Source organism: Streptomyces sp. NBC_00207 (assembly GCF_045160965.1).
GTDB lineage: Bacteria > Actinomycetota > Actinomycetes > Streptomycetales > Streptomycetaceae > Streptomyces.
The window spans coordinates 241,338-265,837 of the sequence record NZ_CP130715.1 but is presented as its reverse complement, the minus strand read 5'-3'; the positions used below and the strand labels follow the sequence as shown (position 1 = coordinate 265,837).

Annotated in this window: 24 protein-coding genes and 3 pseudogenes; 13 read left to right on the top strand and 14 right to left on the bottom strand. The window is 68.6% G+C overall.

Features of this window, described 5'->3' with window-relative positions; translation table 11 throughout:
- The first annotated feature begins 100 nt into the window (after window positions 1-100).
- Complete coding sequence (locus tag OG472_RS01310) at window positions 101-694, top strand: hypothetical protein (RefSeq protein WP_405827092.1); 594 nt, start codon at window positions 101-103, stop codon at window positions 692-694.
- Between the two features lie 187 nt (window positions 695-881).
- Window positions 882-1,331 carry an SRPBCC family protein gene (locus OG472_RS01305; RefSeq protein ID WP_405827091.1) on the top strand — a complete coding sequence of 150 codons (450 nt, stop codon included), beginning with the start codon at window positions 882-884 and terminating at the stop codon, window positions 1,329-1,331.
- 1,277 nt (window positions 1,332-2,608) lie between these two features.
- On the opposite strand, the gene OG472_RS01300 is transcribed toward OG472_RS01305, so the two are convergent.
- Window positions 2,609-2,866 (bottom strand): DUF6225 family protein, encoded by a 258-nt coding sequence (locus tag OG472_RS01300; protein ID WP_405827090.1) that lies wholly within the window; start codon window positions 2,864-2,866, stop codon window positions 2,609-2,611.
- Between the two features lie 408 nt (window positions 2,867-3,274).
- Between OG472_RS01300 and OG472_RS01295 the strand changes: the two genes are divergently transcribed.
- The 3 genes from OG472_RS01295 to OG472_RS01285 all read left to right on the top strand — a co-directional run bounded on the left by OG472_RS01295 (window position 3,275) and on the right by OG472_RS01285 (window position 5,277).
- Window positions 3,275-3,646 (top strand): hypothetical protein, encoded by a 372-nt coding sequence (locus OG472_RS01295; protein WP_405827089.1) that lies wholly within the window; start codon window positions 3,275-3,277, stop codon window positions 3,644-3,646.
- The gene (tgmC, locus tag OG472_RS01290; RefSeq protein WP_405940677.1) at window positions 3,565-4,761 is read left to right on the top strand and encodes an ATP-grasp peptide maturase system methyltransferase; all 1,197 of its coding nucleotides are present in this window, start codon (window positions 3,565-3,567) and stop codon (window positions 4,759-4,761) included. Before OG472_RS01295 ends, tgmC begins: the two co-directional genes overlap by 82 nt.
- 234 nt (window positions 4,762-4,995) lie before the next feature.
- Window positions 4,996-5,277 (top strand): hypothetical protein, encoded by a 282-nt coding sequence (locus OG472_RS01285; RefSeq protein WP_405827087.1) that lies wholly within the window; start codon window positions 4,996-4,998, stop codon window positions 5,275-5,277.
- Between the two features lie 267 nt (window positions 5,278-5,544).
- Here OG472_RS01285 and OG472_RS01280 read toward each other — a convergent pair whose 3' ends face one another.
- Together OG472_RS01280 and OG472_RS01275 are read right to left on the bottom strand one after the other, a co-directional pair.
- Window positions 5,545-5,820: a hypothetical protein gene (locus OG472_RS01280; protein ID WP_405827086.1), complete on the bottom strand. Its 276-nt coding sequence runs from the start codon at window positions 5,818-5,820 to the stop codon at window positions 5,545-5,547.
- A 155-nt stretch (window positions 5,821-5,975) separates the two neighbouring features.
- Complete coding sequence (locus OG472_RS01275) at window positions 5,976-6,203, bottom strand: hypothetical protein (RefSeq protein ID WP_405940676.1); 228 nt, start codon at window positions 6,201-6,203, stop codon at window positions 5,976-5,978.
- A 159-nt stretch (window positions 6,204-6,362) separates the two neighbouring features.
- Between OG472_RS01275 and OG472_RS01270 the strand changes: the two genes are divergently transcribed.
- Together OG472_RS01270 and OG472_RS01265 are read left to right on the top strand one after the other, a co-directional pair.
- On the top strand, window positions 6,363-7,718 hold the full coding sequence (locus OG472_RS01270; RefSeq protein ID WP_405827084.1) for a hypothetical protein: 1,356 nt from the start codon (window positions 6,363-6,365) through the stop codon (window positions 7,716-7,718).
- A gap of 285 nt (window positions 7,719-8,003) precedes the next feature.
- On the top strand, window positions 8,004-8,510 hold the full coding sequence (locus OG472_RS01265; RefSeq protein WP_405827083.1) for a hypothetical protein: 507 nt from the start codon (window positions 8,004-8,006) through the stop codon (window positions 8,508-8,510).
- A gap of 11 nt (window positions 8,511-8,521) precedes the next feature.
- Here OG472_RS01265 and OG472_RS01260 read toward each other — a convergent pair.
- Both OG472_RS01260 and OG472_RS01255 read right to left on the bottom strand, forming a co-directional pair.
- Window positions 8,522-8,647, bottom strand: a pseudogene (locus tag OG472_RS01260) (IS5/IS1182 family transposase); the annotation flags it as partial.
- Window positions 8,648-9,150: 503 nt separating this feature from the next.
- Complete coding sequence (locus tag OG472_RS01255) at window positions 9,151-9,585, bottom strand: hypothetical protein (RefSeq protein WP_405827082.1); 435 nt, start codon at window positions 9,583-9,585, stop codon at window positions 9,151-9,153.
- A 105-nt stretch (window positions 9,586-9,690) separates the two neighbouring features.
- Here OG472_RS01255 and OG472_RS01250 point away from each other — a divergent pair, with 105 nt between their 5' ends.
- Window positions 9,691-10,875 carry an IS701 family transposase gene (locus OG472_RS01250; protein ID WP_405940675.1) on the top strand — a complete coding sequence of 395 codons (1,185 nt, stop codon included), beginning with the start codon at window positions 9,691-9,693 and terminating at the stop codon, window positions 10,873-10,875.
- A gap of 391 nt (window positions 10,876-11,266) precedes the next feature.
- Window positions 11,267-11,755 carry a hypothetical protein gene (locus tag OG472_RS01245; protein ID WP_405827079.1) on the top strand — a complete coding sequence of 163 codons (489 nt, stop codon included), beginning with the start codon at window positions 11,267-11,269 and terminating at the stop codon, window positions 11,753-11,755.
- Window positions 11,756-11,823: 68 nt separating this feature from the next.
- Here the strand turns inward: OG472_RS01245 and OG472_RS01240 are convergent, their stop codons facing one another.
- The 3 genes and pseudogenes from OG472_RS01240 to OG472_RS01230 all read right to left on the bottom strand — a co-directional run.
- Window positions 11,824-12,684 (bottom strand): helicase associated domain-containing protein, encoded by an 861-nt coding sequence (locus OG472_RS01240; RefSeq protein WP_405827078.1) that lies wholly within the window; start codon window positions 12,682-12,684, stop codon window positions 11,824-11,826.
- A 588-nt stretch (window positions 12,685-13,272) separates the two neighbouring features.
- On the bottom strand, window positions 13,273-15,303 hold the full coding sequence (locus tag OG472_RS01235; RefSeq protein ID WP_405940674.1) for an NACHT domain-containing protein: 2,031 nt from the start codon (window positions 15,301-15,303) through the stop codon (window positions 13,273-13,275).
- Between the two features lie 285 nt (window positions 15,304-15,588).
- Window positions 15,589-15,738 (bottom strand): annotated as a pseudogene (locus OG472_RS01230) (aldo/keto reductase); the annotation flags it as partial.
- A gap of 321 nt (window positions 15,739-16,059) precedes the next feature.
- Here OG472_RS01230 and OG472_RS01225 point away from each other — a divergent pair.
- A complete protein-coding gene (locus tag OG472_RS01225; protein WP_405827075.1) occupies window positions 16,060-16,410 on the top strand; it encodes a hypothetical protein in 351 nt (116 codons plus the stop codon).
- 505 nt (window positions 16,411-16,915) lie between these two features.
- On the opposite strand, the gene OG472_RS01220 is transcribed toward OG472_RS01225, so the two are convergent.
- The 5 genes and pseudogenes from OG472_RS01220 to OG472_RS01200 all read right to left on the bottom strand — a co-directional run bounded on the left by OG472_RS01220 (window position 16,916) and on the right by OG472_RS01200 (window position 19,904).
- Window positions 16,916-17,110 (bottom strand): hypothetical protein, encoded by a 195-nt coding sequence (locus OG472_RS01220; RefSeq protein ID WP_405943260.1) that lies wholly within the window; start codon window positions 17,108-17,110, stop codon window positions 16,916-16,918.
- Window positions 17,111-17,162: 52 nt separating this feature from the next.
- Window positions 17,163-17,594 (bottom strand): annotated as a pseudogene (locus OG472_RS01215) (GNAT family N-acetyltransferase); the annotation flags it as partial.
- Between the two features lie 162 nt (window positions 17,595-17,756).
- Window positions 17,757-18,164, bottom strand: coding sequence for a DUF3224 domain-containing protein (locus tag OG472_RS01210; protein WP_401614608.1), 408 nt, complete (start codon window positions 18,162-18,164; stop codon window positions 17,757-17,759).
- A gap of 138 nt (window positions 18,165-18,302) precedes the next feature.
- Window positions 18,303-19,364 carry an amidohydrolase family protein gene (locus OG472_RS01205; RefSeq protein WP_405940673.1) on the bottom strand — a complete coding sequence of 354 codons (1,062 nt, stop codon included), beginning with the start codon at window positions 19,362-19,364 and terminating at the stop codon, window positions 18,303-18,305.
- A gap of 159 nt (window positions 19,365-19,523) precedes the next feature.
- A complete protein-coding gene (locus OG472_RS01200; RefSeq protein ID WP_401614604.1) occupies window positions 19,524-19,904 on the bottom strand; it encodes a winged helix-turn-helix transcriptional regulator in 381 nt (126 codons plus the stop codon).
- A 143-nt stretch (window positions 19,905-20,047) separates the two neighbouring features.
- On the opposite strand from OG472_RS01200, the gene OG472_RS01195 reads away from it, so the two are divergent.
- Window positions 20,048-20,455 (top strand): RidA family protein, encoded by a 408-nt coding sequence (locus OG472_RS01195; protein ID WP_405940672.1) that lies wholly within the window; start codon window positions 20,048-20,050, stop codon window positions 20,453-20,455.
- A gap of 118 nt (window positions 20,456-20,573) precedes the next feature.
- Here OG472_RS01195 and OG472_RS01190 read toward each other — a convergent pair whose 3' ends face one another.
- Window positions 20,574-21,164: a TetR/AcrR family transcriptional regulator gene (locus OG472_RS01190; protein WP_401614600.1), complete on the bottom strand. Its 591-nt coding sequence runs from the start codon at window positions 21,162-21,164 to the stop codon at window positions 20,574-20,576.
- A gap of 312 nt (window positions 21,165-21,476) precedes the next feature.
- Here OG472_RS01190 and OG472_RS01185 point away from each other — a divergent pair, with 312 nt between their 5' ends.
- Together OG472_RS01185 and OG472_RS01180 are read left to right on the top strand one after the other, a co-directional pair.
- On the top strand, window positions 21,477-22,451 hold the full coding sequence (locus OG472_RS01185) for an alpha/beta hydrolase family protein (RefSeq protein ID WP_405940671.1): 975 nt from the start codon (window positions 21,477-21,479) through the stop codon (window positions 22,449-22,451).
- 209 nt (window positions 22,452-22,660) lie between these two features.
- The gene (locus OG472_RS01180; RefSeq protein WP_405940670.1) at window positions 22,661-24,340 is read left to right on the top strand and encodes a DUF885 domain-containing protein; all 1,680 of its coding nucleotides are present in this window, start codon (window positions 22,661-22,663) and stop codon (window positions 24,338-24,340) included.
- Window positions 24,341-24,500: the final 160 nt, after the last annotated feature.

Here is a 24,500-nt window from a genome sequence, read left to right as displayed (position 1 = left end):
CCGTTCGGCTCAGCTGCACTGGCACCAGACCGTCTCGCGGGGTGACGGTGGCGGGAGCGCCGGCGCCCTGGCGGCGCTCCCGCCCGCGAGGAGTCACCCCATGTCCGAACGCGACACCGTCCTGCGCAGCCTCCACGACGTGGGCCTGGCCGCATGGTTCGGAGGCTCCTTGATGGGCGCGGTCGGTCTCAACGGCGCGGCGAAGGCCCAGGGCGGGAGCTGGGAGGAAGGTGCCCGGATCGCGAGTTCGGGGTGGGCCAGGGCGCCGGTGGGTGCGGCCGCGATCGGCATGCACCTCGTCGGCTCCAGCGGTCTGCTCGCAGCCAACGCCGCGCGGGTGGTTACCCAGCAGGGAGTGTGCGCCTCCACCGTGGCCAAGACCGTCCTGACCGGTGCCGCGCTGGCCGCCACCGCCTACACCCGTGTCCTCGGTAAGAAGATCGAGCTTGCCTCCTCCGGCAACCCCCAGGACGCCGAGAAGGCCGAACGTGTCCCCGTCGACATCGGGCAGGCCGAACGCCACCTGTCCTACGCCCAGTGGTCCGTACCGGCCCTGACCTGCGGGCTGATCATCCTCAACGCCCTCCACAGCGAGCAGCAACGCCCGGCCCAGCAGCTTTACGGTATGTGGCGGCGCGCCCGCACCCTGGCCCCGTACGTGGTGCGCAGCCACCACTGGCACCCCACCCACTGAAACGCCCCTGGCGACCGCGACAGCGTTCGGTTGAGGAGCCGTGAGCGGGCCCCGTTCGTCGATTCGAGCGGCCGTCCGAGGGGTTCACGCGCCTGGCCGACAGGTGGGTGCGGCCAGCGGGCAGGTATCCATCCGCCCCAGATCAACGGGCCGCATCACGGCCCCCGCCGGAAGGAGCCCCTCAGCCGTGTCGCAGGTCAAGGAATCCATCGAGGTCGACGTCCCCGTCCGCACCGCCTACAACCAGTGGACCCAGTTCGAGACGTTCCCCCTGTTCATGGACGGCGTGCAGCGTGTCGAGCAAATCGACGACACCCTCACCCACTGGGTGACCAAGATCGGCGGGGTGGACCGGGAGTTCGACGCCGAGATCACCGAGCAGATCCCGGACGAGCGCGTCGCCTGGGTCACCGTCGGCGGAAGGAGCGAACAGTCGGGCGTCGTCACCTTCCACCCCATCGACCCCTCCCACACCGAGGTCACCCTGCACATGGACTTCGACCCCAACGGGCTCGCGGAGAACATCGCCGACAAGCTCGGCTTCATCGACCGCCAGGTCACTGGCGACCTCCAGCGGTTCAAGAAGTTCATCGAGGAGCGCGGCACTGAGAGCGGCGCCTGGCGCGGCGAGGTCTGACCCCACCCCGCACAGGTTCGCCGTGGGGCGCGGACACGACGGCGAGCGACCCTGCGCAATCAGCAGGGGGCTTGTCTTCCCGCCATGGTCGCTTAGGCAGCGCGCCACTCGTGCGCGCCTGCGCCGCTCCACTGCACCAGCTGCGGATCGTCCAGCACGTTGTTTGGGAGACCACCCCGGCCGCTTCGAGGAGTGGCTCGTACTTGTGCGCTCCAGGTAACCGCGAGGGCACGGGACACGTAAAGAGCGCGGCTGCCCGGCCCGACTGAGGAGGGAGGCACTTGGTGACGCTGAGACCGCCGGTTGGAGAAGAGGGCGATCTGGGAGCGTACCTGTGAGTCCTCGCCCGACCAACACCTGCGCCCGCGACCACCGAGTTCCGCGATCCTGCCCACAAACCGGGAGCCTGGCCCCTGCCCCGACCACAGGACCCCGGTCAGGTGCGGGAGCCGGGAAGGCCGGACTACTGCGGCTGCCTCCAGTGCCAAGTCCTCGCCGAGCATGTCGAGTCCGACCGCTGCGCCTGCCCATCCTGCCTGCACCACAAGTCGCAGACGACCTACCCCGCCGCCCCGCTGGATCACTGACGGAGCAGGGCGGACGCTACGGGACAGACCTGCCGGCCAGACCCCGGCTTCCAGTTCGCGGATCCGGCAGAGCACGCTCCTGCGGCGGATATGGCTGGGGCAATTCGGCGGCGATCCAGCCCCCGCCCGCTCCCCGGGCTGCCAGGCCGTGCGCGGCCAGTCCTTCCAGATGCTTGACGATCGTGCGCGGGGTGAACCCGACGACTTTGCAGAGCTCTTCGACGCTGCACTCTTGCCCGCCTGCTGCCCACAGTCCGCTCCATGTGCGCTGCGCAGGGTGCCCGAGCCCACCCTCCGCCTGGCTGGAGAACACCGACTCCGTCGACTCGTCTAGGGTGCCACCAGCGGTCCGCCTGCCCTGAGAGGACACCTCCGGCCCGTGCGGCGAGTCCTCCGCGGGGCGAACGAGGTCCGGCTTCCCTGCGACCGACGGCGGCTGCCTGAGGGCACGCCCCGCATTGGGCATCCTCATCACCGGCCGGGGCGTCCGGTTCACACGGCGGTGCCTACGGCCCTTCTTCTGCTTGCCCACGTTGGCTCCTCCCACGACTCGCAGTCGGTTCCTGCGCCTAACGAGCCTGCTGGCTCGAGGAGCCGACCTGGGGGGAGACGACCCGCAGAATCACTGACACAGCTCATTCCGGGCGCCGCCACCGCCCTGCTGGTCCGGCGACTTGCAGGCCTGTTCACTCAGTCCGTGTGCCGGTGGTACACGCCTGCTTTAGCGTCGGCGAAGAGGGTGAACTGGACCTGCGGCGGAGCGCTGTCGTCGTCGGCGAGCTCCACAGGCTCGGCGTTGACCAGGACGAACTCCTCGTACCCGTCAAGCTTTCCCGGCTCGTCCGCGACCCCGATGTGGATGGGGGTGTCGTCGGAGACACCGGCGAGGGCGGTGCGAAGCCGACCCGCCGTCCAGACATCCGGCAGGTGCTCGAACATGTCAGCCATGCGCTGAGGCTAGCGGTGCGGATCACGCAGATTCGGCCGCGCCGCGCCGAGGAGAACAGAGGTCCGGCGGCACAGCCCACACCGGCTTCAAGCTCTGTGTCGGGGCGCGGCCCCCGTCGCGGCCCTGCTGGCCAGGGCCGCACCCCGTGCAGCCGACGCTACCCGCAGAGCAGGCGGCCGTGCTCCTCGATATCGCAGCGGTGAGGCTGCACGGGGTTTCACGACGCCTCGGGGATGTGCTGCCAGGGCAGGGGCTGCACGACGGTCGCTGAACTGGTTCCGCCGCCCCGGCTACACCCCCGAGTCACTCTTCTACCTCTTCGCAGGCCGCCCTGACCGCATCCGCCTGGCACACGCCGGGGAGCCCGCCTCGCCTCGCCTGTCAGGGGCGCTCGATATCGTCCAGCCATGACCTCAAGTGATCATCTGCTCGACCTGATCCGGAACACCCCGGAGATCGATCTGCTGCTGCGGACGTCGTTCGGCTTCGACATCGGGCGGAAGTATCACGGCGAGGGGTTGAGGCTTGCCTCGGGTGCACCGCTGGAGCCGATAGCCGGCGAGTCCGCAGGCGGGGCGTACTTCCTGTGTGCTGAGGAGGACGGCCGTCGGCCGGTGGTGTTCGCGAGTTCCGAAGGAGAGGGTGGGCTGATCGCCGACGACCTGGCGGACGCGCTGGAGATCATCATCGGGCTTGAATGGCGGGACTGTCTCGGGTTCTCCGGCGGGGGCGACGTAGAGGTCATGCTGCGAAGGCCCTCGCCGAGGACGGAGCACTGACCGACCCGGCCTGGCGCCACGCGGTGGAGACGGTGCCGCGCCACCGGTTCGTGCCCGGCTTCAACCTGCCCGCCGACGAACGCGACGAGCAGGGCCTGACCGTCTGGGAGCCGGTCACCGCCGAACTCGACTACGGCCGCTGGCTGGCCGGCGCGTACACCGACACGACGCTGATCACGCAGTTCGACAGCGACGAACCCGACTGGAAACGCCCAGCCGTACGGCACGGCGGGGCCCCGACCTCCTCCTCCACACTCCCGTCGCTCGTCGTACGGATGTGGGCGGACGCCGACGTGGAGGAAGGCCACACGCTCCTGGAGATCGGCACCGGAACCGGCTACTCCACCGCGCTCGCCTGCGAACGCCTCGGATCCGCCGACGTCACCAGCATCGAGGTCGACCCGCACCGGCTCAGCCAGGCAGCCAACGCCCTGTACGGCCTGGGCTACACCCCCACCCTCGCGGCGGCGGACGGACTCTACGGGTACTGGCCCCACGCCCCCTTCGACCGGGTCGTAGCCGCCTGCTCGTTCCGCGCGGTCCCCCCTGCCCTGCTCGCGCAGACCCGGCCCGGCGGGAAAATCCTCCTGACCCTCTCGGGCTGGCTCTACGGATACGCCCGCGTCCTCCTCACGGCCGGCGCCGACGGCACCGCCGAGGGCCGGCTGCTTCCCGGAACCGTGTCGTTCATGTCGGCGCGCACCCACGCGGCGCCGACGTTCGGCAACCCCGCCCACTGGGTCGAGGGCCTGCCGCACACGCCCCGGACCACCCCGCACAGTCCGAAGCGGATCAGCGACGCCACCGAAGAGGCGTTCCACCTTAGGTTCCTCGCCCAGAGCACGGTGCCGGACGCGCAGATGACGACCGTGGGCGAGGCGGTGCACCTGGTCGACGTTGTCACCGGCTCCGCTGCCACCCTCACCCCTGGCGAGGGGGGTTGGCAGGTGCGCGAGGGCGGACCGGTGAAGCTGTGGGAGCGCATCGAGGGTCTCCTGGACGCCTACGACGCGGCTGGCAGGCCCGGGCCGGAGACCTTCACCCTGCACCTCTACGACGGCGGGCAGCATCTGCGGCACCCGCAGATGCCCGGCCTACCACTGCCCCGGCCCTGACACAGCCAGGGGGCCGATCTCCATCCACGTGCACGGCCGACGGGAGCCTCCCGTCGGCCGCCGCCGTTCGAGCCGGCGAACGCCGACCCGGCGGGTCACGCGCCGTAGGCCCACCTCAAGCGGAGGGGGCGTTCAACCAGTCCTAGCCCTGACCGCTGGCCCACTCCTGCGAACCAGCCCCGCCCGGCCCAGCCGCCCGGCATGATGCCCCCCAACACGCCACCTGGGGGACCCATGCGCACCCGCACCATCACCGTCCTGCTTGCCGCCACCGTCCTGGTCGCCGGCTGCAGCGGCGAACCCAGCTACGACGAATCCGTCGAGCAGTGCGTCAAGGCGGTCAAGGCCCGGCCCGAAGGCGACGAGGCGAAGCCAAAGCCGTGCGAGCCGCTGAAGGAGGACGACTACACGCTCGCCGTCATGAACAAGGTGATGGGCGACCTGGGCTGGACGGATAAGGACGGCCGGTTCGACAAGGAGAAGTTCGAGCGGGACGCCCCAGACGGCAAGCCGTAGCCGGACTCCTACAGGGGCCTTTGGTGGGGAGGGTGGTCCAGTCGAGCGGATACTCAGCCATCGCCCGCCAGCCGCACGAACAGCTGCCCCGCAGGTGTGCGGCCCGGGGCCTGCCGGCCGTCGTAGACATGCACCCTCTGGCTCCTGTCGCGCGCCCTTCCGTGACGTGGGCGACCAATGAGCTGGGCAACTGCTGGCCGCGCCCAGGCGGGCGGGTCGCGGCTGGTGCCCGGCTCGGCTTTGCGAGCACCGACGCTATCCCCTCGGTCAGACCGCGGCTTGAGCGGCGGGTGAGTGGGTGACGGCGTGGGCGGACAGCTTGGTGACGGTCTCTTCGCGGTCGGGGTGGGTGGCGGCGACGGTGCGCAGGATCCGGATGAGGGGCATCAGCAGCGCGATCTCCGCATCGCTCAGCCCCCGGCTCTGCAGCTCCACCACCCGCCGGCGCTGGCTGTCACGCATGCTCCTGATCTGCGGCATCACCAGCTGCTCCAGGACCTCACGGTCCTCCTCCGAGAGGGGCACGCTGCGCCGGGAGCACATCCAGGGCGTCCCCGCCCATCAGGACCGCGTCCCGCCGCATCCGCTTCCGCTTGCGGTACTTGTCGACCGTGAGGTTGCGAGCACCGCCCCGGTTGAGCTGCTGTGGACCGCCTTCTCGCCGAGGAGCCGCTCAGGATCGGGTCGGGCGACAGTGTCTACCGCTCGGGTGCGGGCGGGGCCTCGGGCGGAGTCCGCTGTGTCTCTCCGCTGCGGGGTCGGTGGTGCCAGGCCGCGTAGAGCCCGGCGAGCGCGGAGGCGTAGCCGGCGAGGGCCTCGGGGGAGACATGGCCGACAAGGACCAGGACGACGCCGGTGGCCAGGATCGCCAGGAAGACGGCGAGATCTACGGGAAAGCGGCCACGCGGGGCACGACAGCTCGGCACGATGGTTCTCCTCAGTACATGGAAGGTCGCAGGACGGCCCCCGCCCGGTCTGCCGCTGGAGCGGCGTGCGGTGGGGTGTGGGTCGAGCGTCACGTCGCAGCAGCGGGTGCGCCAAGGGAAACGATCTTCTTTCCGCAGCTGTCAACTGGGGGAACAGGGATGACGGGTGTTGCCGAGGAGGGAACCGGCAGTGAAGGACCCGCAGGCGGAGAGACCCGGCCGGCGCGCCGGCCGCTCAACCCGCTGAAGCCGGAGGTCTTCAAGAACCGTCCGCGCAAGCGGGCGCTCGTCGAGCACCTGCGGTCCCTGATCGGGGCCGCGGACCTGGCCTGCAAGCACGTCGCCCCGGGTGTGGCTCTGAGCGCCTCGGCCCTGTCGAAGAACCTTTCGGGAGACCGGCTGCCCCACCGTTCCACGGTCGAGGCGATCGTCCAGCTCTGCGGGGCGAGTGAAGAGGTCCGGACCCTGTCACTGCGTCTGCACACCGCGGCCCTGGGAGAGGCCCACCCGGCGTTCGCCGAACGCCTGGTGATGGCCGACGCCTACGAGGAGACCGTCCTCCTCCACGACCAGGTCCAGGCCCGGCTGGAGCAGGCCCTCGGCGAGCACCACCGGCACCAGGCCGCCTACGACGACCTCCTGGCCCGGCACGAGACGACGAGCCAGGCCCTCGCCACCGCCGAGCACGAACTCCGCACGCAGCGACAGGACCATCAGGAAGAGACCGCCCGCCTGAACACCCAGCTCCACGAGGAACAGGACGCCCGCCGACGCGACCGCACCGCCTTCGACGCCCACCTCGATCGGGCGCGAGCCGAACACGAGGAGCAGGTGCGGGCCCGGGAAGAGGAGGAAGCGCGCCTCCGCCAGGACCTGCTCGCGCAGAAGAACAAGATCCATGCCATGCGCGGCCTGCTGGAGGACTCGGCCGTCGAGGCGACATCCCTGCGACAGGAACGCGACCGGCTCCGCGTGGAGTCCGCCCGGCTGCGGGAGGACCTGGTGGGCCTTCAGGTGGAACTCGCGGCAGCCGAAGCGGGCCAGGACACTCACGCCGAGGAGGTGATGCTCGCCCCGGCGCTGCAGGCCGTCGGCCAGGTCCTCGACCTCCACTCCGTCCTACGGGAAGACGGTGTCGCCGCAGGCCGGCCGCGGGTTGCCGGGGGCGCAACCCGGCGCGACGGCGGTGACAGCAACCCGGTGACGCCGTCGGAGTCGGCCCAGCCGGAGCCAGATCCGACTGACGGCGCCCACGGGCTGAAGCGGGCATCTGTGGGCACCGTCGCGGTCGGCATGCTGCTCTTGCTCGTCGGGCTGTTCCTGCACACTGACGGCCCGATGGCGGACGCCCGCCCGACAACCGCCGGATGGTGGTGTCTCGGCAGCGGACTCTTCTCGCTCGTGATCGGACTCATCTTCATGGCTGTGCGCGACGTGAAGAACACCCCCGCCCCCGCCGCCCCCGCTGATGACGAACCCTTCAACTACACGTGCGGCTTCCCTCCCCTGATGTGAGTGGCTCCGAGGACAGCGGTCTGAACCCGGCCTGTTTACGCCCCCCGACCATCGGGAGGTGGTTGGCAGGCTCCGAAGACATCCCGGTCGTCCTGCGCCAACTGCGTAGCGGACGTTCCCGGTCGCCGCGGCCTTCTACGGTGCTCCTGCAACCGGGCTGGCCCCTGAGCGGCCATGGCTGCTCAAAGAGCGTTTTGTCCCGGCAGGGGTGTTTGAGAAGTGGTCGGTCGGCTGTCACTTCGGCTGCGTCGAGCTGACATGAGGCAGCTCTGACAAGATGACGCAATGTTCGATTTTGGCATCGCGGGCTACCAGCCGTTGTGGTTGAACCGCCGCAGTGAGGTCGTGCGGGAGCATGCGCATCGCCTGCGTGGTCTTGCCGGCCGGACTCTGACGAGAGTCTGGATGGTTTGGGATCGTCATGACGACGAGTGGTTCTGCGACTGCCCGGTCCTGTTCGACTTCGAGGGCGAGCAGGTTGAGATCAATCATCACAAGTTCGACGATCTCTCCCTCACGTGGAACGTGATCGACCCCAGTGCCCCTGTCCGGTGGCCCGGCTTCGACCTGCAGTGGCGTGCCGAGCCTCTTCCCGGACTTCAGGCTCTGCGGGGCCTGTCTCTCAAAGGGGTCGACCTGCTTGAGTGGACAGGCGGGGATCTGGCTCAGGGAAACGTCGACGTCAGCTTCGTCTTCGAGACGAGTCGGGTGACCGTCTTCAATGCTCTCGACGAGAACGGGCTGAGCTTCGCCCCGCCTGATCAGCATCAGCGGTCCCACCCGCTCCACTGAAGCCTCTGGACTTAGGTATACCGCCAGTTCGGGGTGGATTCTCGCGTGAGGCTGCTGCTTATGAGGTCGATCATCGCGACGCGAATCATGGCTTCGGAGCGGTGCGGATGGGTTTCGTAGTCGCGGGCGAGGCGGCGAAGGTCAATCTCGCAACCGTCACGACCGTCATCCCCCAGACCGCCGCAGCGAGACCACTCTCCCACCGGCAGCCATGCGTCCTCAGCCCCCTCACCCGGCCGGGGGCGGCCTCGCGCCCAGAAAGGCCACGATCGGACGCCCCTGGTCGTCCACCAGCGGCTCTCCGCCCAGGCGCACCCTGCGTTCCTGCCTATCGGGCCAGCGCAGGCGGGCGTCCTGGCCCGAGCGCGTCGCGGCAGCGAGCCGTTCCGGCACACCCCGCAAAAGCCCGCTCCACTACGGAACTTCGGCCGGCGTCAGCTCACTCAGCACCGCCTCGATCGGGATCTGTTCATTGGCCACCAGCAGCACGAGTGGCAAGGTGAAAGGCGACAGGCACTCAGCCTGCCCTCGCAGTGGCCCGTCCGCGAGCAGCCACCTGAACGTCGAAGGCCCGACGCGGCTACGTCTTCTCGGCACCGCCACCGCGGCGGCCGTCGCCATCTGCTCCGGACATGAGCTCCTACGTGACCCAGCAGTAGACGCTCTGGTTCTGGCGCCGGGCGCTAGTGGCGAGGGCAGCCAGATCGCCCACGATCCCGTCGGCGATCTCGGTGTCGATGACCTCGCCGTCCTCCGCACGCAGCTGAGCCCACGAGGCAGCGACGTCACGCAACCTGGAGTGCCCTGCGTCCGCGAGTACAGTGGTCAGGCGAGGCGAGATCGCGAAGACGACGCACCCGTCGTTGTCTTGGCCAGCGACGATGCGAGGCTCACCGGCTTCGACGAGTTCCTCGAAGCTGGCACCGGCCAGGAGGCACTCCCACTCGACCACGGCTTCTTCGGGATCAAAGTTACCGAAGGAGAGCGACTCGAATGCCTGTCCCGGCCCAGTCTTGAGGGCCAGGCCCGCTGACGTGTCGTCCGGCGCCACGAAGAACTTCAGGATGATGCTCACCCGGGCATCATGCCCGACCGCCCACAGCCATGATCGACCGGACAAGTCCTAGTACTGCAACGGTGTTTGCTGTGACGGTTGGGCAGGTCCGTCGTTGTTCAGGTCATGGGTGGGGAACTTGCAGATGCCCGGTTGTGGGCTGGTGAACTGAAGGCTTTGCATGAGCGGTTCCTGCATCGTTTCTCCAGGTCGGAGCCACGGGAGTCGGCTCTTGCCTATATGCGGGGGCTGATAGCTCCGCTGGAGCGGAAGAACGGCTGGACACTTGCCGAGGAAGCCGGGCATGGGGGTCCGGACCGGATCCATCGGTTGCTGAACCGGATCGACTGGGACGCCGATGAGGTCTTGGACGACGTGCGGGACTACGTCGTCGAGCATCTCGGCGACCCGGAAGCGGTGCTGATTGTGGACGACACCGGATTCCTCAAGAAGGGTGTCCGCTCCGCCGGGGTCCAGCGCCAGTACTCCGGAACCGCCGGCCGGACAGAGAACGCCCAGATCGGAGTGTTCCTCGCCTATGCCGGCGGCCGGGGCCGCACGTTGATCGACCGCCGCCTGTATCTGCCCACCTCATGGACGGATGACCGGGAACGGTGCCGGGCTGCCGGCATTGAGGACACGGTCGCCTTCGAGACGAAGGTGGTGATGGCCAAGGCCATGGTCCGCCGGGCGATCACAGGCCGGATTCCGTTCCGCTGGGTGACCGCGGATGCCGCTTACGGCTTCTCCAAGGGCTGGCGCACGGAGCTCGAGCGGGCAGATGTCTTCCATGTCATGGCCACCACCCGGCACGACACCGTCGTCACCCGCTGGGCGATCGACCACCCCGTCCACGACCTCTTTCCCGGGCTGCCAAGGCAGAAATGGAAACGCCGTTCCTGCGGGAACGGGGCCCATGGTCCGCGGGTCTACGACTGGGCGAGGGTCGAGGTCCGGCCCTGGCACCGCGAGGACCGCCGGCACTGGGTCATCGCCCGCCGCAGCGTCCGCCGGCCCGAAGAGATCTCCTACTACATCGCCTACTGCCCTGCCGAGACCACACTGGACGAGCTGATCCGCATCGCCGGCAGCCGGTGGGCGGTCGAGGAATGCTTCCAGACCGCGAAGCAGGAGTGCGGCCTGGACGACTACCAGGTCCGCCGCTACGACGGCTGGCACCGCCACATGACCCTGGCCATGGCCGCACACGCCTGCCTCACCGTCCTGCGGGCCCGCGAACTCGACACCGGGAAAGCAGAAACGGATCCTCCCAGCTCATACCCCTCACCCTGCCCGAAGTCCGACGCCTGATCGGCCGACTCACCCGACCCCGCCCGAGCATCGACCACATCCTGCACTGGTCACACTGGCGCCGGCGACGACAGTTCCAGGCCCGCGTCAGCCACTACAAACGACGCGGCCACACACCACCAGAAACTACCCAACCGTCACGGCAAACACCGTTGCAGTACTAAGCCACCGGCATCCGGCGAGGCGTCCCCCGGAAACTGATCGAGCAGTGTTGACCGCGTTGGGCGGCTCCTGAGACAGGCCGCCCCTGATGGGGATCTGTGAATTTCCCAGGTCCGCTCTTCGTTCCCCAGTTCCCTGCACGCGCATGGAGTGATCGATTTGCCCGTACTTCGAGGGCGTAACCTTCTGAACAGACCGGAGACCATCGAGAGTACGTTCGGGAACCGTTTTGAGCGCTGGCGAGATGTACGGAACGTATCCGGAGGAGATCGCAACGCTTCTGGACGTCGTTGGTGAATCGGCGATGGTGCTGTCGTTCCAGGAGGACCGCACCTTTGCTGCACTGAGTCTGGGGCGCTTCGGAGCAGTGGGATCGTGTCGGTTGGACTGGCAAGGGGCCGAGGTGATCGAGCGCTGTGAGGCGTTCGATGCGAGCCAACTGCGCAGACTGGTGGGCACCTACGCCGGGGCGAATGAACTTGCCGTCCTGTTCTGGGGCAACCTTGCGGTGCCGTCCGTTGCGCTGGAGGCTGCCCTGGTGGCAAGCCATGCGGAAGCGGTGCTGGACTGCTCTCCTGTGTGCTGGATCTATCTCACCGACTGTGCGGTGCTGATTGAGTTTCAGGATGGCGAGGGGCTGACGGCAGCAAAGGTCCCGCACGGACGCAGCAGATCCCGGCGCGGAGGAGCGCTGCGAGGGCCGTGGGTGGGTAATTGAGGCGAGCAGGCCTGTCCCCTGAGCCGAGTACAGGGTGGGGAGTTTCAACGAGCGCTATCACCCCACCATCATCCGGCGGCCCAGTGCACGCCGGCCTCGGCGAGGGCAGAGAGCTGCGCGGGGTCGAGCTTGTCGCGCCGGGCTTTCTGGTTGCCGGTGCGGTGTTCGGTGCCGTCGGGGAGCCGCTCGACGACAGCCCGCCCCGGCAGTCGGCCCTCACGCGCGACGTACTGCTGGAGGGCCTTCAGGCCTTTCTGGAACGGCTCCCCGCCGGCGCGCGGCCCGGACGCCGTAGCCGTCTTTGCCGCCGTCTTGCGGGCGCGTGGGGCCTTCTTGACGCCGAGTTCGGCGAGCCGGTGCTGCTGTTCGGCGTTGAGTCGGTCCCAGTTCCGCCGCTGTGAAGCGAGCCATCGTCCGATGTCCTCGCCGTGCCGGGTCACGCCGGGGACGATCGTGGCAGGCCGCGCACCCTCGGCGAGGAGCTGGGCGAGGTAGGTGTAGTGCCGCTGCCAGTCGACCGTCCATCCGAGCGTTCCCGGGTTCCAGTCCGGGTCGATCGCGGTGAGCGCGGCGGCTCGCCGCTGCGCCCGTGCGGGGTCTTTGCCGAGTCCGCCGGGGCGGCGGACGTTGGTCAGCCACTGTCCGATGGCGATGTCGAGGACGGTGGCGCCCCGTGGGGCCGCGAGGGTCCCGTGGAGCTCGTGGTAGACCCGTGCCGCGCCGAGGTTGGTTTCGAAGCCGGCGTCGCCGGGGATGCGCACGCGGGCGCGGTGGGTGTGCTCGTCGGCGGCAGCGAGCCGGGTCCGGTGTACTTCGATGTCGGGAGTTGTTTCTAGCGGGTTGTAGGAGAGCCAGTGCGGCGTGGTTTTCGGGAGCCACTGGCTCGGGCGGTGAGTTTGGGAGCCACTCGGTGTGATGGTGTGTGACATGCGGCTTTCGGCGTAATGAGTTCTTTAGGCTGTCTGGCCGCTCACACCCTGTGCTTGTTGATCACGGTCGTGTCAGGAGACCGGTGGTCGCGTGAGTGGATCTTTGAACGGATCCGCTGGGACAAGCGGCTTGATCCGACGATGTCGGATCGGATGCTTGCTCAGCGGTACCGCGTGTCGCGAAACACGGTGGCGAAGGCATTGGCGTGTCCAGTGCTGGCGAAGCGGAGAAGCCGCCGCCGCGCGAGAGCGTGCTGGAGCCTGTGAAGGGCTTCATCGACGCGATGTTGTGCTCAGATCTGGTGGCGCCCGCGAAGCAGAAACACACGATCGATCGGATCCGAGTCGCGAACATTCGGTGGACGGCCTTGCCGGAATACGACATCCGCAGCGGTCGGCCTGTCCGTCTACGGTAAGGGTCTGCGGGTTGTTGATGTCGGCGCCCATATCTAGGCCCACGGGACTGGTGTGCGCGGTCATCCACCGCTAGCCCAATCCCTTTACAGACGATCGCGCAATTCGGCGCAGTCAGCCACGGTGTGTGTCAGCCGACACCGTCGCATTGACGAGAGGATGGCCCGGGCTGCCTTACCGATCCTGTGCCCGTCGCTGGGGATGTTCTTGGGAGGCGTCAGTGCCTGCGAGGTGCTCCAGGAATTCTCGGTGTCTGAACTGGTAGGCGTTCCCGGCGACGCGGAGCACGCCGGCTTCGTGGGCCCAGGCGAGGAAGCGTCCCAGGCGCCACGGCAGGCGCCGGCGCGTGCAGAGCAGGGTGGCGAAGTAACGGCGCCAGGCTGCCGCCCAGACGATCCCGCCGACCGCCGAAAAGGCGCCGATGGCGAGCGCCGACCCGACGATCCACCCAACCAGGCCATAAGACCACGGCTCGGTGGGTTCAGGTTCGGTGAGGCTGAAATGGATTTCCGACGCCAAAGCGGCGGTGGCTCCAGCAGTGAAGCCGAGAAGGATTCCTGAGCGGAGATCCACTCGGACAAGGGAATTCGGGCCCTTGCTGGTTGCCGTGGTCTCCAGGTTGTGGCGAAGCCCGAAAGCAAAACCCCCAGCCAGAGCAATGGGACCCCACAAAGCCAGGTACATGACCATGGTGTCCACGATGAAGAATTCAGGGCCAAGGGCGACAACGATCGACAGAATGGTGGCCAGCGAGAGGGTCAGGGCAGAGGCGATGGCGAACGTGACTGGTCCGATAACAGCACGCCATCCATCAAGGGTGAGGAGACGGCCGGGAGAAATGCCTTTGGGGGCGGGCCACGCTGTTCTGGCCGAGGCGAAAATCCACCCGATCACCAGCAGCGCCAGAATGGCGAACGGGAACATATCGGCGACACTGCCAATGACCCAGGGCACCCTGGGGAGCAGAATGGCCAGTCCCGCGACACACGTAATCGCGACGTCCACGGCCCTGGCTCGTTTTCCGGCGAGGGGCCACAGCCGGTGCAGGACCAGGTCGGTACTCGGCAGCTCGTGGCCGTTCACGGTGCGGGGTGCGCGTGCGTTGTCGGTCAGGTAGCGGGCGAGCAGCCCCAACCAGCGGGTGGTCTGCTCTGGCCGGTAGGCGCGATGGCCTGCACGCCTGTGCAGTTCGGTGGCGGCTGGTACGAAGCGGTCGAGAAGGTGGCTGCGCAGGGCCTTGGGCTCGCTGAAATGGAGGATCTCTGCAGGGTCGCCCTCGGCTTCGTAGGCGGTCATCGCCAGGGTGAGCAGCCACGGGGTGGACATCACGTAGGCGGCTGGCCCTTGTGGGTTGCGTTGCGCGTCGTCGACAACCGGCTGCCATTGCTGGGGGCTGAGAGCCCGAGCGGCTACAAAGGACTGTGCCTGCTCCGATGTCACGGCTGACAGGTCGATGCGGGCTGCGTCCAGGAGGCGGGCCCTTGTCTCCAGGATGTCGTAGGTGGCAGTCCGGCAGATCACAACCAGCGGCGCCTTTTGCCGGCCAGCAGAGGACTGGTTGAGAGCAGCCAGGGCCGCAACAGCGCGGCACCATCCCATGTTGCCGATGTCGGCGTCCATTTCGTCCAGGCCGTCCAGCACAGGCAGCACACAGCCGCGCCCGATCATGCGTTTGGCGGTTGTCCTGGTCACCTGGTAGGCGTCAGCGAGTTCTTCGGCCAGCCATGTGTTCAGGGGCTGGGTGGTGTCCCAGCCAGCCAGGCTCATCCGAACCGGTACGGGTTCGTCGACTTGCCGCGCCTCTAGCAGACTGAGCATCAGCTCGATGGCCAGAACCGTCTTTCCCGCCCCGGGGGCTCCGGTGATGAGCAACCGTCCCGGCTGCAGACGACGGTAGTACTCACCGATCTCGCTGAGCCGGCCGGCAGGCCCGGCCCCAGCAGCGTCCCGTGACGGGGCGGCCCGGAAGGCGAACCCAACATCGATCGGCTGATTGTCACCAGCCAGCAGCTGAGTGCGCTGCGCCAGCTCACTCGCCTCTACAGCCTCGGCCAGGTTCCCGGCCGCTTTAACAAGATCCACATCGGCGGACGGCTTCAGTGCCTTCGCCGCCAGGGCAGCGGCGGGCATCAGCGAGACCAACAGGCCGCACAACACAGCGGGCTCGTCGGATGCGGTCAGCTCGCCTGTCATGAATACGATCACGGCCCAGAGACCAGCAGCCACGCACGCCAAGGCAAGCAGCAGTCCAGCCGCGTATCGAACCCGTTCTCGATTGAGTGCGCCCCTCACTCTGCCAAGCATGACTGCCTGCCTCCTGCGGCACGCGTGTGCCGCGCTGGAGCCGCCTGGAAACCCTCACTCGATCAGAGTGGCCCTCATTCTCCCCGCCGATCACGGACTTGTGTCGTCGTCCGTCTCTTTCACAGATGGACCAACGTGGCTCCCGAAACCGCCGCCCCACTGGCTCTCGTTCATCCCGCCAAAAACAATGCCGTATGTGGCGGTGTTCTCCTCGACGCGGGCGACCCGCCGGGTTCCAAGGATGGGGGCGATGTCGGCGCCCCGGGTGAGGATCTACGCCAGCGCGGTCTGCGCCGGCGTGGCGCCGATCCCGGCTCCAATCGCTTGCACCTCGTCATCGTCGATGGGGCCAGCCTCGCAGCGGCTGGGCTGCAGGACCTCTCCTCCACGCGGTGAGTATCGAACAGCTATTAACTCTGTTAATTTCAGTTTCATTTGTCGATGTGTCAACTGTCAACGCGTCAACTTCTCTAGTTAACTCGTCACTTGCGGCCATTCTTTGTCCGTGCTGCACTGGGAGAAGTGAGGGTGCTGGAAAACTAGCTAACGAGCCCTCCGGCTAGTGGCCCCTTGTGTGGCCAAATGCTCCGAAGAGAGCCAAGGAAGAGGACGCTAAAGGGGTGACAGTCCTTCCGCCATCAGACTGAGGAGCTAAAGATGGCAGTCGCAGACGAGACCGTAGTCGCTAAGGACGAGCGAATCGCACCCGATTCAATTGAAGCCAGGGGTTGGATTTTCAACGCCTTCCGTTACGACCTCAACGGTCACGGACACTTCACCCACTGGTTCGACGTTCCCGGCGCCAACAAAGATAGCGCGATCTTGGCGCACATCACCGAAATGAAGCTCAAAGATGGCGTATTGGTCCCACACATGGGGGTCGCCACTCTGTCAGTCGCCAACATCGCTTTCGATGTCAACGACTCAGTACCCAGCTGCCGTGTAAGGGGAGCTGTGGCCTTCGATTCCAATATCCAATATAGGATCACTCTCTTCGTGGTCGTGTGAGGCGTGGCGTAAGGCCTCCGGGATCCCAAGGCGCTTAACGCTAACGACTGTTCCGTCGTTTCCCGAGTTCGGTGCAGATACGACCGACCCGCAATCGGTCCGTGCAGGACTGGATGTACGCACCGACCACCTGGCCGCGGGCCGAAAATGAACGTTTCTTGCAGGCCGGGAAGTGCGGACGGCGTCACGCGACGCTGTACGGTCGCGTCCGCCGTCCGCCGTCCGCCGATCGTTCGTGCGGCCTGGTCGAGCAACCACGCGAAGTTCACCCGCCAGAACCATGGCAACCCGCTTCGCGTCAAAGCGCCATTCGCCGTTGGTGCTCCTGACCCGCGGCCCTACAACGGGCCCTCTCGTGAACGAGGTACGCCCCGCCCGGATTTCCGGGCGGGGCGTACGGGTGTGCAGGTCAGAGCCTGTCTTTGGCGTCGAGGATGTCCAATGCGTTCGGGACGTCGTCCGTGTTCCAGCCAGGCGCGGCGAGGGCGGAGGAGGTGTCCTCCGTCTATGCGCCGGGGCTGGAGACGGCTGCAGGGTCCTCGCCGGCCGCGAGCGCGTCGAGCCGGGCCGTGATGGCGTCGAGGTCCAGGAGGCCGGCGGCGTATGCCTCGAGGAACAGCCCGACGGCGTGGGAGATCGAAACCTCGTCCCGACCAGCGCGTTTCTTGCCCGCTTCCCACACGGTGCCGGCCACGTTCACCGTCCTGACGACCTTGTCGTCGGTGAGTTTCCGTTCGGTGGGCCGGCCGGTCGCCGTTGCGCTCGGCGGCGCGCAGCATCGCGGCGTTGTCCGACAGCGTCTCGATCTGCAGGCGCTGCAGGCCCCGCACGACGAAACCGTAGTGGCACAGCACCGTGACCACGTCGGTGCCGTACCCCTTCCCTCGAGAGGCCGGCAGCAGTCCGAGGCCGATGTGCGCGGACCGGTTGTGGTTGTCGATGCCCCACAGGTTCGCCGTGCCGACCAGCGTGCCGCCGTCCAGCTCCACGACGGAGAACGGGACGTGCCCGTCCGCCTTGTCGTCCACCACCAGCCGCGAGTCCTTCGAACCGGGCGTGATCGGCCGCCACGGCCGGCTTTCGGCCCGCGAGGCGTTCACCACGTCGTCGTAGAGCTCGGCCCGCAGGATCGGGATGTCGTCCTCGTGCCGGGCCCTGAGCCCGACTTTGCTGCCTCTAAGCATGCAGGCTTCCTACCCGACCGGGCTCGCCCACGGCAATCCGATAAGGCGACTCCGCCGGCGCCTCCAGGTCCCCAGGGCCTGGAGGCGCGTCGCCCAACCCCCCCCACGTATCCGGCTGCTGAGGCACAAGTGCCGCTCGGGCGCGGACAGTCAGTGGCGCACTCAGCTGAGCTGGTAGTCGAACCAGATCCGATGTGTGCCGTCGGCATCGACCGCCATGCCCCCGGCACCCGAGATTCCCGCCAGCTCGCCGGTGCCGCTCGAGGGCACGATGGTGAAGAACTCCGCGGTGCGGTCGCTGCCGGACGTGGTCGCCGAGTGCACGAAGTTGAATGCCCCGTCCCGGTCGTTCAGGGAGCCCTCGAACGACTCCATGGCCACGTAGGTGCCGACGCCGGTCGCCTGGTCGAATGCGGAGGTGAACAAGGTCGCCGAGAGACCGGCGACCTCGCCCTCGAACGACTTTTCCATCGTTGCGACACCCACGGGGAGTCCGGTGGACACGGCAGGGTCCGGCGTCAGCTCGGTCGGGACGAACGCTTTGACGGTGAACGTTCCAGTAGCTCTCATGGGCTGACCGTATCGACGGGGTCTGACAACGCGCGGCCATCGAAGCGCTTGCCCACTCGATCGGGCGCCCGGGGCCCGTGCCGCAGGCGTCCCGACCGTAGCGGCGCCGGCGGCATCGGCCCACATGCGGGCAGCACGTCAGCGCAGTACCCGCCCCCGCAGGATCACTCGCTTCGGCTGCCCGAGGATGGCCGGTTCGGCCACGGGGTCTGCGTCGTAGGCGACCAGGTCGGCGGGCGCTCCGTCGACCAGACCGGGCAGCCCGAGCCAGTTCCGTGCGGTCCACGAGGCGGCCCCGAGAGCTTCCTCGGCCGGCATTCCCGCCCGCAGGAGCCATCGGGACTCCGTGGCCACCGTGCCGCAGGGGAAGCTGTCCGTGCCGGCGAGGACGACGACCCCCGCTTCGTGTGCCAGGCGAACGTTGTCGACCATTCCCTGCCAGCCGTCGAGCCAGTCGGAGCGCCGCGCGCTGGGCTCGCGCCCCTGCCAGTTCTCGACACTTCCGGCGAAGGCCGTGAGCGTCGGCACGTACGCGGTCCCCTGGGCGGCCATCCGGTCCAGGAGCTCCGGGTCCAGGTGCATGCCGTGCTCGAGGCTGTCGGCTCCGGCCAGGACGGCGTTGCGCGAGCCCTCGCTGGTTTGGCAGTGCACTGCGACCCGCCCACCGACGGCATGCACGGCGTCGACGGTCGCCTTCAGTACGTCCAGGGGCACGGCAGGCTCGTCCCATCGCCAGTCGCCGATCACCTTGCACCAGCCGGATGCGGCCGTGGCTTCCTCGACCGCCGCCCCGGCCAGTTCGTCCTCGCTGACGTCTCGCCCCACCCCGGGGAAGAACCGGCCGGGGGTGGCGAGCCAGCGGCCCGCCGAACGGACGCGCGGCAGACCGGCTTCCGTGTCCACCCAGCCGGGCATCCGGTCTGCGGTTCCCGGCGTCCGGACCAGGAGCACCCCGGCGTCACGGTGCGCCGTCAAATGCTTCCGCAGCAAGGCCTCATCGAAGCGGTCATCAGGGCTCTCAGCCCCCGGGTGCGTATGGACGTCGACCAGCCCCGGCAGGAGCCAGCCGCAGTCCACCACCGTCTCGACCCTCTTCGACGCCGCCCCGGCAGGCGGCTCGGTCCTCAACCGATCCCCATCGACCCAGAACGTCCGCTCGACACGATCGGGCAGGACGACACCGCGTATGCGCATGATCATGACGATGAACCTACGGGAGGAACGCACTGCTCCGCTGCGCCGGTAGAAGGTCCTCGGCCCCCTGCGCGCAGCGGTTGGAGCGCGTCCGCACAGCAGCAACTGATCAGGCCTGGGCGGTGATCGAGCCCTCGCCGGCCCCGTACCCGACGGGTCGTCCCGTCAGGCGTCGAAGCGGTGCCGGGAGGCCTCGATGTGAGCGAAGTGCTGGTGGGTCCAGGCGCACAGTCCGTCGATCGTCACGCGCAGGGCCTGGCCCGGATCGGTGAGGGTGTACTCGACCCGTGGCGGCACGACGGGGTGCACGGTCCGCTCGACCAGGCCGTTGCGCTCCAGCATGCGCAGGTTCTGGGTGAGCATCTTGTGGCTGATGCCCTCGACTTCGTTCCGCAGCTCGCCGAAGCGCAGGGTGTGTTCCCCCAAGGCCTCGATGATCAGGAGCGCCCACTTGTTGGCGACGTCCGAAAAGATCTCCCGCCCCAACGAGTCCGCGCGCCGCAGGTCCGCCTCGTCGGCTGTGCCGCTGAACTGCTTGGTCACCATGAGGTTCCCCAGTCACCGAAAAGTGCGTTCTTCCATGTCAGAGACCACTCTCCTACGGTTCCTGAGTAACCACAAGAGAGCGAGTGCGGCGCGGCTTGAAGGAAGCCGCCTCGCGGGCTCTCATGGCAATGGAGGCACATGACATGGCCATCACCCTGATCAACCCCGGTGGACTTCCCGAGGTAGACGCCTACCGCCAGGTGTCGATCGCGACCGGATCGAAGCTGGTCTTCGTCGCCGGACAGGTCGCCTGGGACGCCGACGGAGTCACGGTCGGCGAAGGCGACCTCGCCGCCCAGGTCGAGCGGTGCTACCTCAACGTCGGTACCGCCCTGGCTGAAGTCGGCGCTTCCTTCGACGACGTGGCGAAACTGACCCTCTACGTCGTCGACTGGACCCCCGACAAGATGCCCCGGCTCATGGAGGGCATCACCCGGGCGGCCGCGAAGCTGGGGGCCGCACCGGTCCCACCGGCCTCACTGCTGGGCGTCGCCGCCCTGGACGTACCGGAGCACCTGGTCGAGCTCGAAGCCACCGCCGTCATCGACTGAACCCGCCCCTTTCGCCCCGGGTTCGTTCCGTCGACACGCGCAGACCTTCCGCGAACGCACCTGCGACCGGCGTGGCGTCGATGCCTGCTTGCGCCCGAAACGACCGCGGCCGACGCGGTCAGTTCGGCTGGCGCAGTCCTGCGACGAGGAGAGCGACCAGTCGGCGTGCGTCGTAGCGGGGGTCGCTCTCGGCGCCGATGCAGAGATTTCCGATACCGCGCATGAGCTGGTAGGCGTCGAGGTCGGAGCGGATCTCACCAGAGGCGGCGGCGGCGTCGAGGAGCCGGGTGCACACCGGCACGAGGCGTTCGAGGAAGTAGGCGTGCAGCGTCTCGAAGCCGGCGCCGTCCCCCTGCATCGCGGCGGCCAGGCCGTGTTTGGTGACCAGGAAGTCGACGAAGGCGTCGACCCACAGCCCCAGCGCGCGATGGGGTGTCGGGCTGGTCTCCAGCAGCGCCGGGCCGGCCTCGGCGCAGGCGTCGACCTGGTGGCGGTAGACCGCGATGACGAGATCCGCCCGGGTGGGGAAGTGGCGGTAGATCGTGCCCACCCCGACGCCCGCCTCGGCCGCGATGTCGCGTACCGGCGCTTCCACGCCCGAGGTCACGAAGACCGCGGCGGCCGCGTCCAGCAGGGTCTGCTGGTTGCGCCGGGCGTCCTTGCGCTTGGACTTGGCCGAGCTTCCCGGACCCTGCCCGTTTTCGCTCACCGAGGCACTCCCTCCACAACCGGTCTGGAACCGGTGTTGTAAAACGGAACAGCGTTCCGTATCTTTAACGGAGCAACGTTCCGTTTTATTCATGATGGCAGAACGAAGGGCGGCCGGCCAGACCGCCCGTGTTCGCGATCGGGCCCTCCGAACAGATGAGCATGCGGCCGCCCGTTACCCGGCGTTGTCGGGGCGGCGCGTGAGAAGCGCGCCACCTCTGCCGGTTCTGCGGCGCCACCGATCGCCGGGCCCATCGAGGCCCATCGAAGCCAAGCCTGCGAAGGCACCGAATACCGAATGGAAGGCACTCCCATGTCCGACTCGAAGACCGCGATCGCGCAGCACTCCGCAGGCGTACCCGCCACGGTGTTGTCCGCGAAGCCGGTCGTCCTGCCCGCCGCCGGTCGCGGCGAAGACCTCCAGGTCCGCGTGTCCGCCCCCGCGACCGGTGGTGATCTGCCCGTCATCGTCTTCTCGCACGGCTTCGGCTGGTCGATGAACGGCTACGCCCCGCTGGCGGACCACTGGGCGGCTCACGGTTTCGTGGTCATCCAGCCCACCCACCTCGATTCCAGGACGCTCGGGCTCCCCGCCGAGGACCCCCGAACGCCGCGGATCTGGCGCTTCCGTATCGAGGACCTCACACGCGTACTGGACGGCCTCGATGTCCTGGAAGCCTCCGTGCCGGGCCTCGACGGGCGCCTCGACCGCAGCCGCATCGCCGTGGCCGGCCATTCCTGGGGCGCGCAGACGGCGAGCACACTGCTGGGCGCCCGCGTCCTCGACTCCGAGGGCGTTCCCGGCGAGGACATGTCCGACCCCCGCGTCAAGGCGGGTGTGCTGCTCGCGCTGCCCGGTCTGGGCGACACCCTGACCCCGTTCGCCGCCGAGAACCTCCCCTTCATGAAGCCGTCCTTCGACACGATGACCACGCCGGCCCTCGTCGTCGCCGGGGACCGCGACGACTCCGCACTGTCCACGCGCGGACCGGACTGGTTCACCGACGCCTACACCTACAGCCCGGGAAGCAAGAGCCTGCTCACGCTGTTCGGCGCCGAGCACTCGCTCGGCGGCGTCCCCGGGTACGAGGTCGCCGAGACGACCGACGAGAGCCCCGCACGCGTCGCCCTGATCCAGCGCCTCAGCACGGCCTTCCTGCGCAGCACCCTCTACCCCGGGGACACCGGCTGGAAGGCGTCGGCCACCGGACTGGAGGAAGACCCCGCCCCGCTGGGGAGGCTGCAGAGCAAGTCCCGAAGGCGTGCTGAGGACGACCTCGGCATCTGATCTCCGCGCTTCGTCGGTGCAGGCGCAGGCGTGGCGTCTGCCGGGGGAGTGACGGGCCTCGGGAACAGCGAAACCCCCTGCGCCCCGGCGGTCAGGCGCGCCGCCCGCCCCGTCCGGCTGCACCGGACGGCCGGGCCCCGGACGATCCGATACCGGTCATCCTGCGGGCGGCGGGACTGGGCGCTGTTCGGGGCGGGCAGGCACTCCGGGTGCTGAAGCAACCGGACGCCCTGCCCCGTCGGATCTCCGACGCATACGTCGACGCCCTGGTCGAGCTCGATCCGATCGTCGGCACCGCCCTGGGGGTGCCCGGAGCTTCGGGCGCGCTCCCCGACTTCTCGCCGGCCGGCCGGCAGGCCGTGGCCGAGCTCGCGCGTTCGACCCTGGCGCAGCTCACGGCCGCCGAGCAGGCGCCGGGCGCGGACACCGCGGTCGAGCGGCGGTGCGCGACCCTGCTGAAGGAGCGGCTCGAGGCGGAGCTGGCGCAGTTCGAGGCCGGTGAGCACCTGCGGGCGGTCGACAACCTCTCCTCGCCGCTGCACCAGGTACTCAAGGTCTTCTCGCTGATGCCGATGGCGACGGAAGAGGACTGGCGGGCCGTCGCGCGACGCCTGAACGCGGTGCCCGCCGCCCTGGCCGGCTACCGGGAATCGCTCGGCGAGGGAGTACGCCGAAGCCTGCCGGCGGCACCACGGCAAGTGGCCGAGAACATCGCGCAGCTGAACGAGTGGCTGGGCGAAGGCGGCTTCGGCCGACTGGCCGCCGACGCCCCCGAAGGCGGCCCGCGCCCGGAGGTCGAGGCGGCGGCCCGGGCGGCCACCAGCGCGGTCGCCGAGCTGCGCGACTGGTTCGCCCAGGTGTACGCCGGGCGGGTCGACGGGCAGCCGGACGCGGTGGGCGGCGAACGCTACGCCGGCTTCGCCCGCACGTACACCGGCGCCGAGGTGGATCCGGACGAGGCGTACGCGTACGGCTGGTCGGAGTTCCACCGGCTGCTCGCCGCGATGCGCGCCGAGGCCGGGCGGATCCGGCCCGGTGCGGACGACCCGTGGGAGGTCCTGGCCTGGCTCGACCGCCACGGGCGCGCCGTGGAGGGCGTGGAGGAGACACGGCTGTGGCTGCAGACGTTCATGGACGAGGCCGTCGAGGCGCTGGACGGGACGTACTTCGACCTGGCCGAGCCGGTCCGGCGCGTGGAGTCCCGCATAGCGCCGCCGGGTGGCGCGGCCGCCCCGTACTACACGCAGCCCTCGCTGGACTTCTCCCGCCCGGGCCGCACCTGGCTGCCGACGCTCGGCCGGACCCGCTTCCCGACCCACCACCTGGTGTCCACCTGGTACCACGAGGGGGTGCCGGGCCACCACCTCCAGCTGGCTCACTGGACGGTCGTCGCCGGGTCCCTCTCCCACTACCAGACGAAGGTCGGCAAGATCAGCGCCACCACCGAGGGCTGGGCGCTGTACGCCGAGCGCCTCATGGACGAACTCGGCTTCTACACCGAGCCGCAGGACCGGCTCGGCCACCTCGACGCCCAGATGATGCGCGCGCTGCGGGTCGTGGTCGACCTCGGCATGCACCTGCGGCTCGAAATCCCGGCGCACTCGCCGTTCGCCGCCGGCCGGCGCTGGACGCCGGCCCTGGCCAGGGAGTTCCTCGGCCGCTACTCCGGCCGCCCGCCCGCGTACCTGGACAGTGAGATCGTCCGCTACCTGGGCCGGCCGGCGCAGGCGATCACCTACAAGCTGGGCGAACGGGCCTGGTTGCAGGGCCGGGAGACGGCCCGGGCGAAACAGGGCGCGGACTTCGACCTCAAGCGGTGGCACATGGCCGCACTGTCGCTCGGCTCCCTGGGGCTGGACGACTTGAAGGAGGAACTGGGCCGGCTCTGAGCGGGTGGGCGAGCGGGCAGTGCTCTTCCGCAGCCCGGGGCAGGGCTGAACCGCTTGCGCTGCCTCATGGCGCGCCGGCCGGCCCCCGAACGCGGCCGGTTGATCATCCGCTCCACTGCGCAGCGACGAGAGCCGTGACGAGAGCAGTGATGTCCGGCCG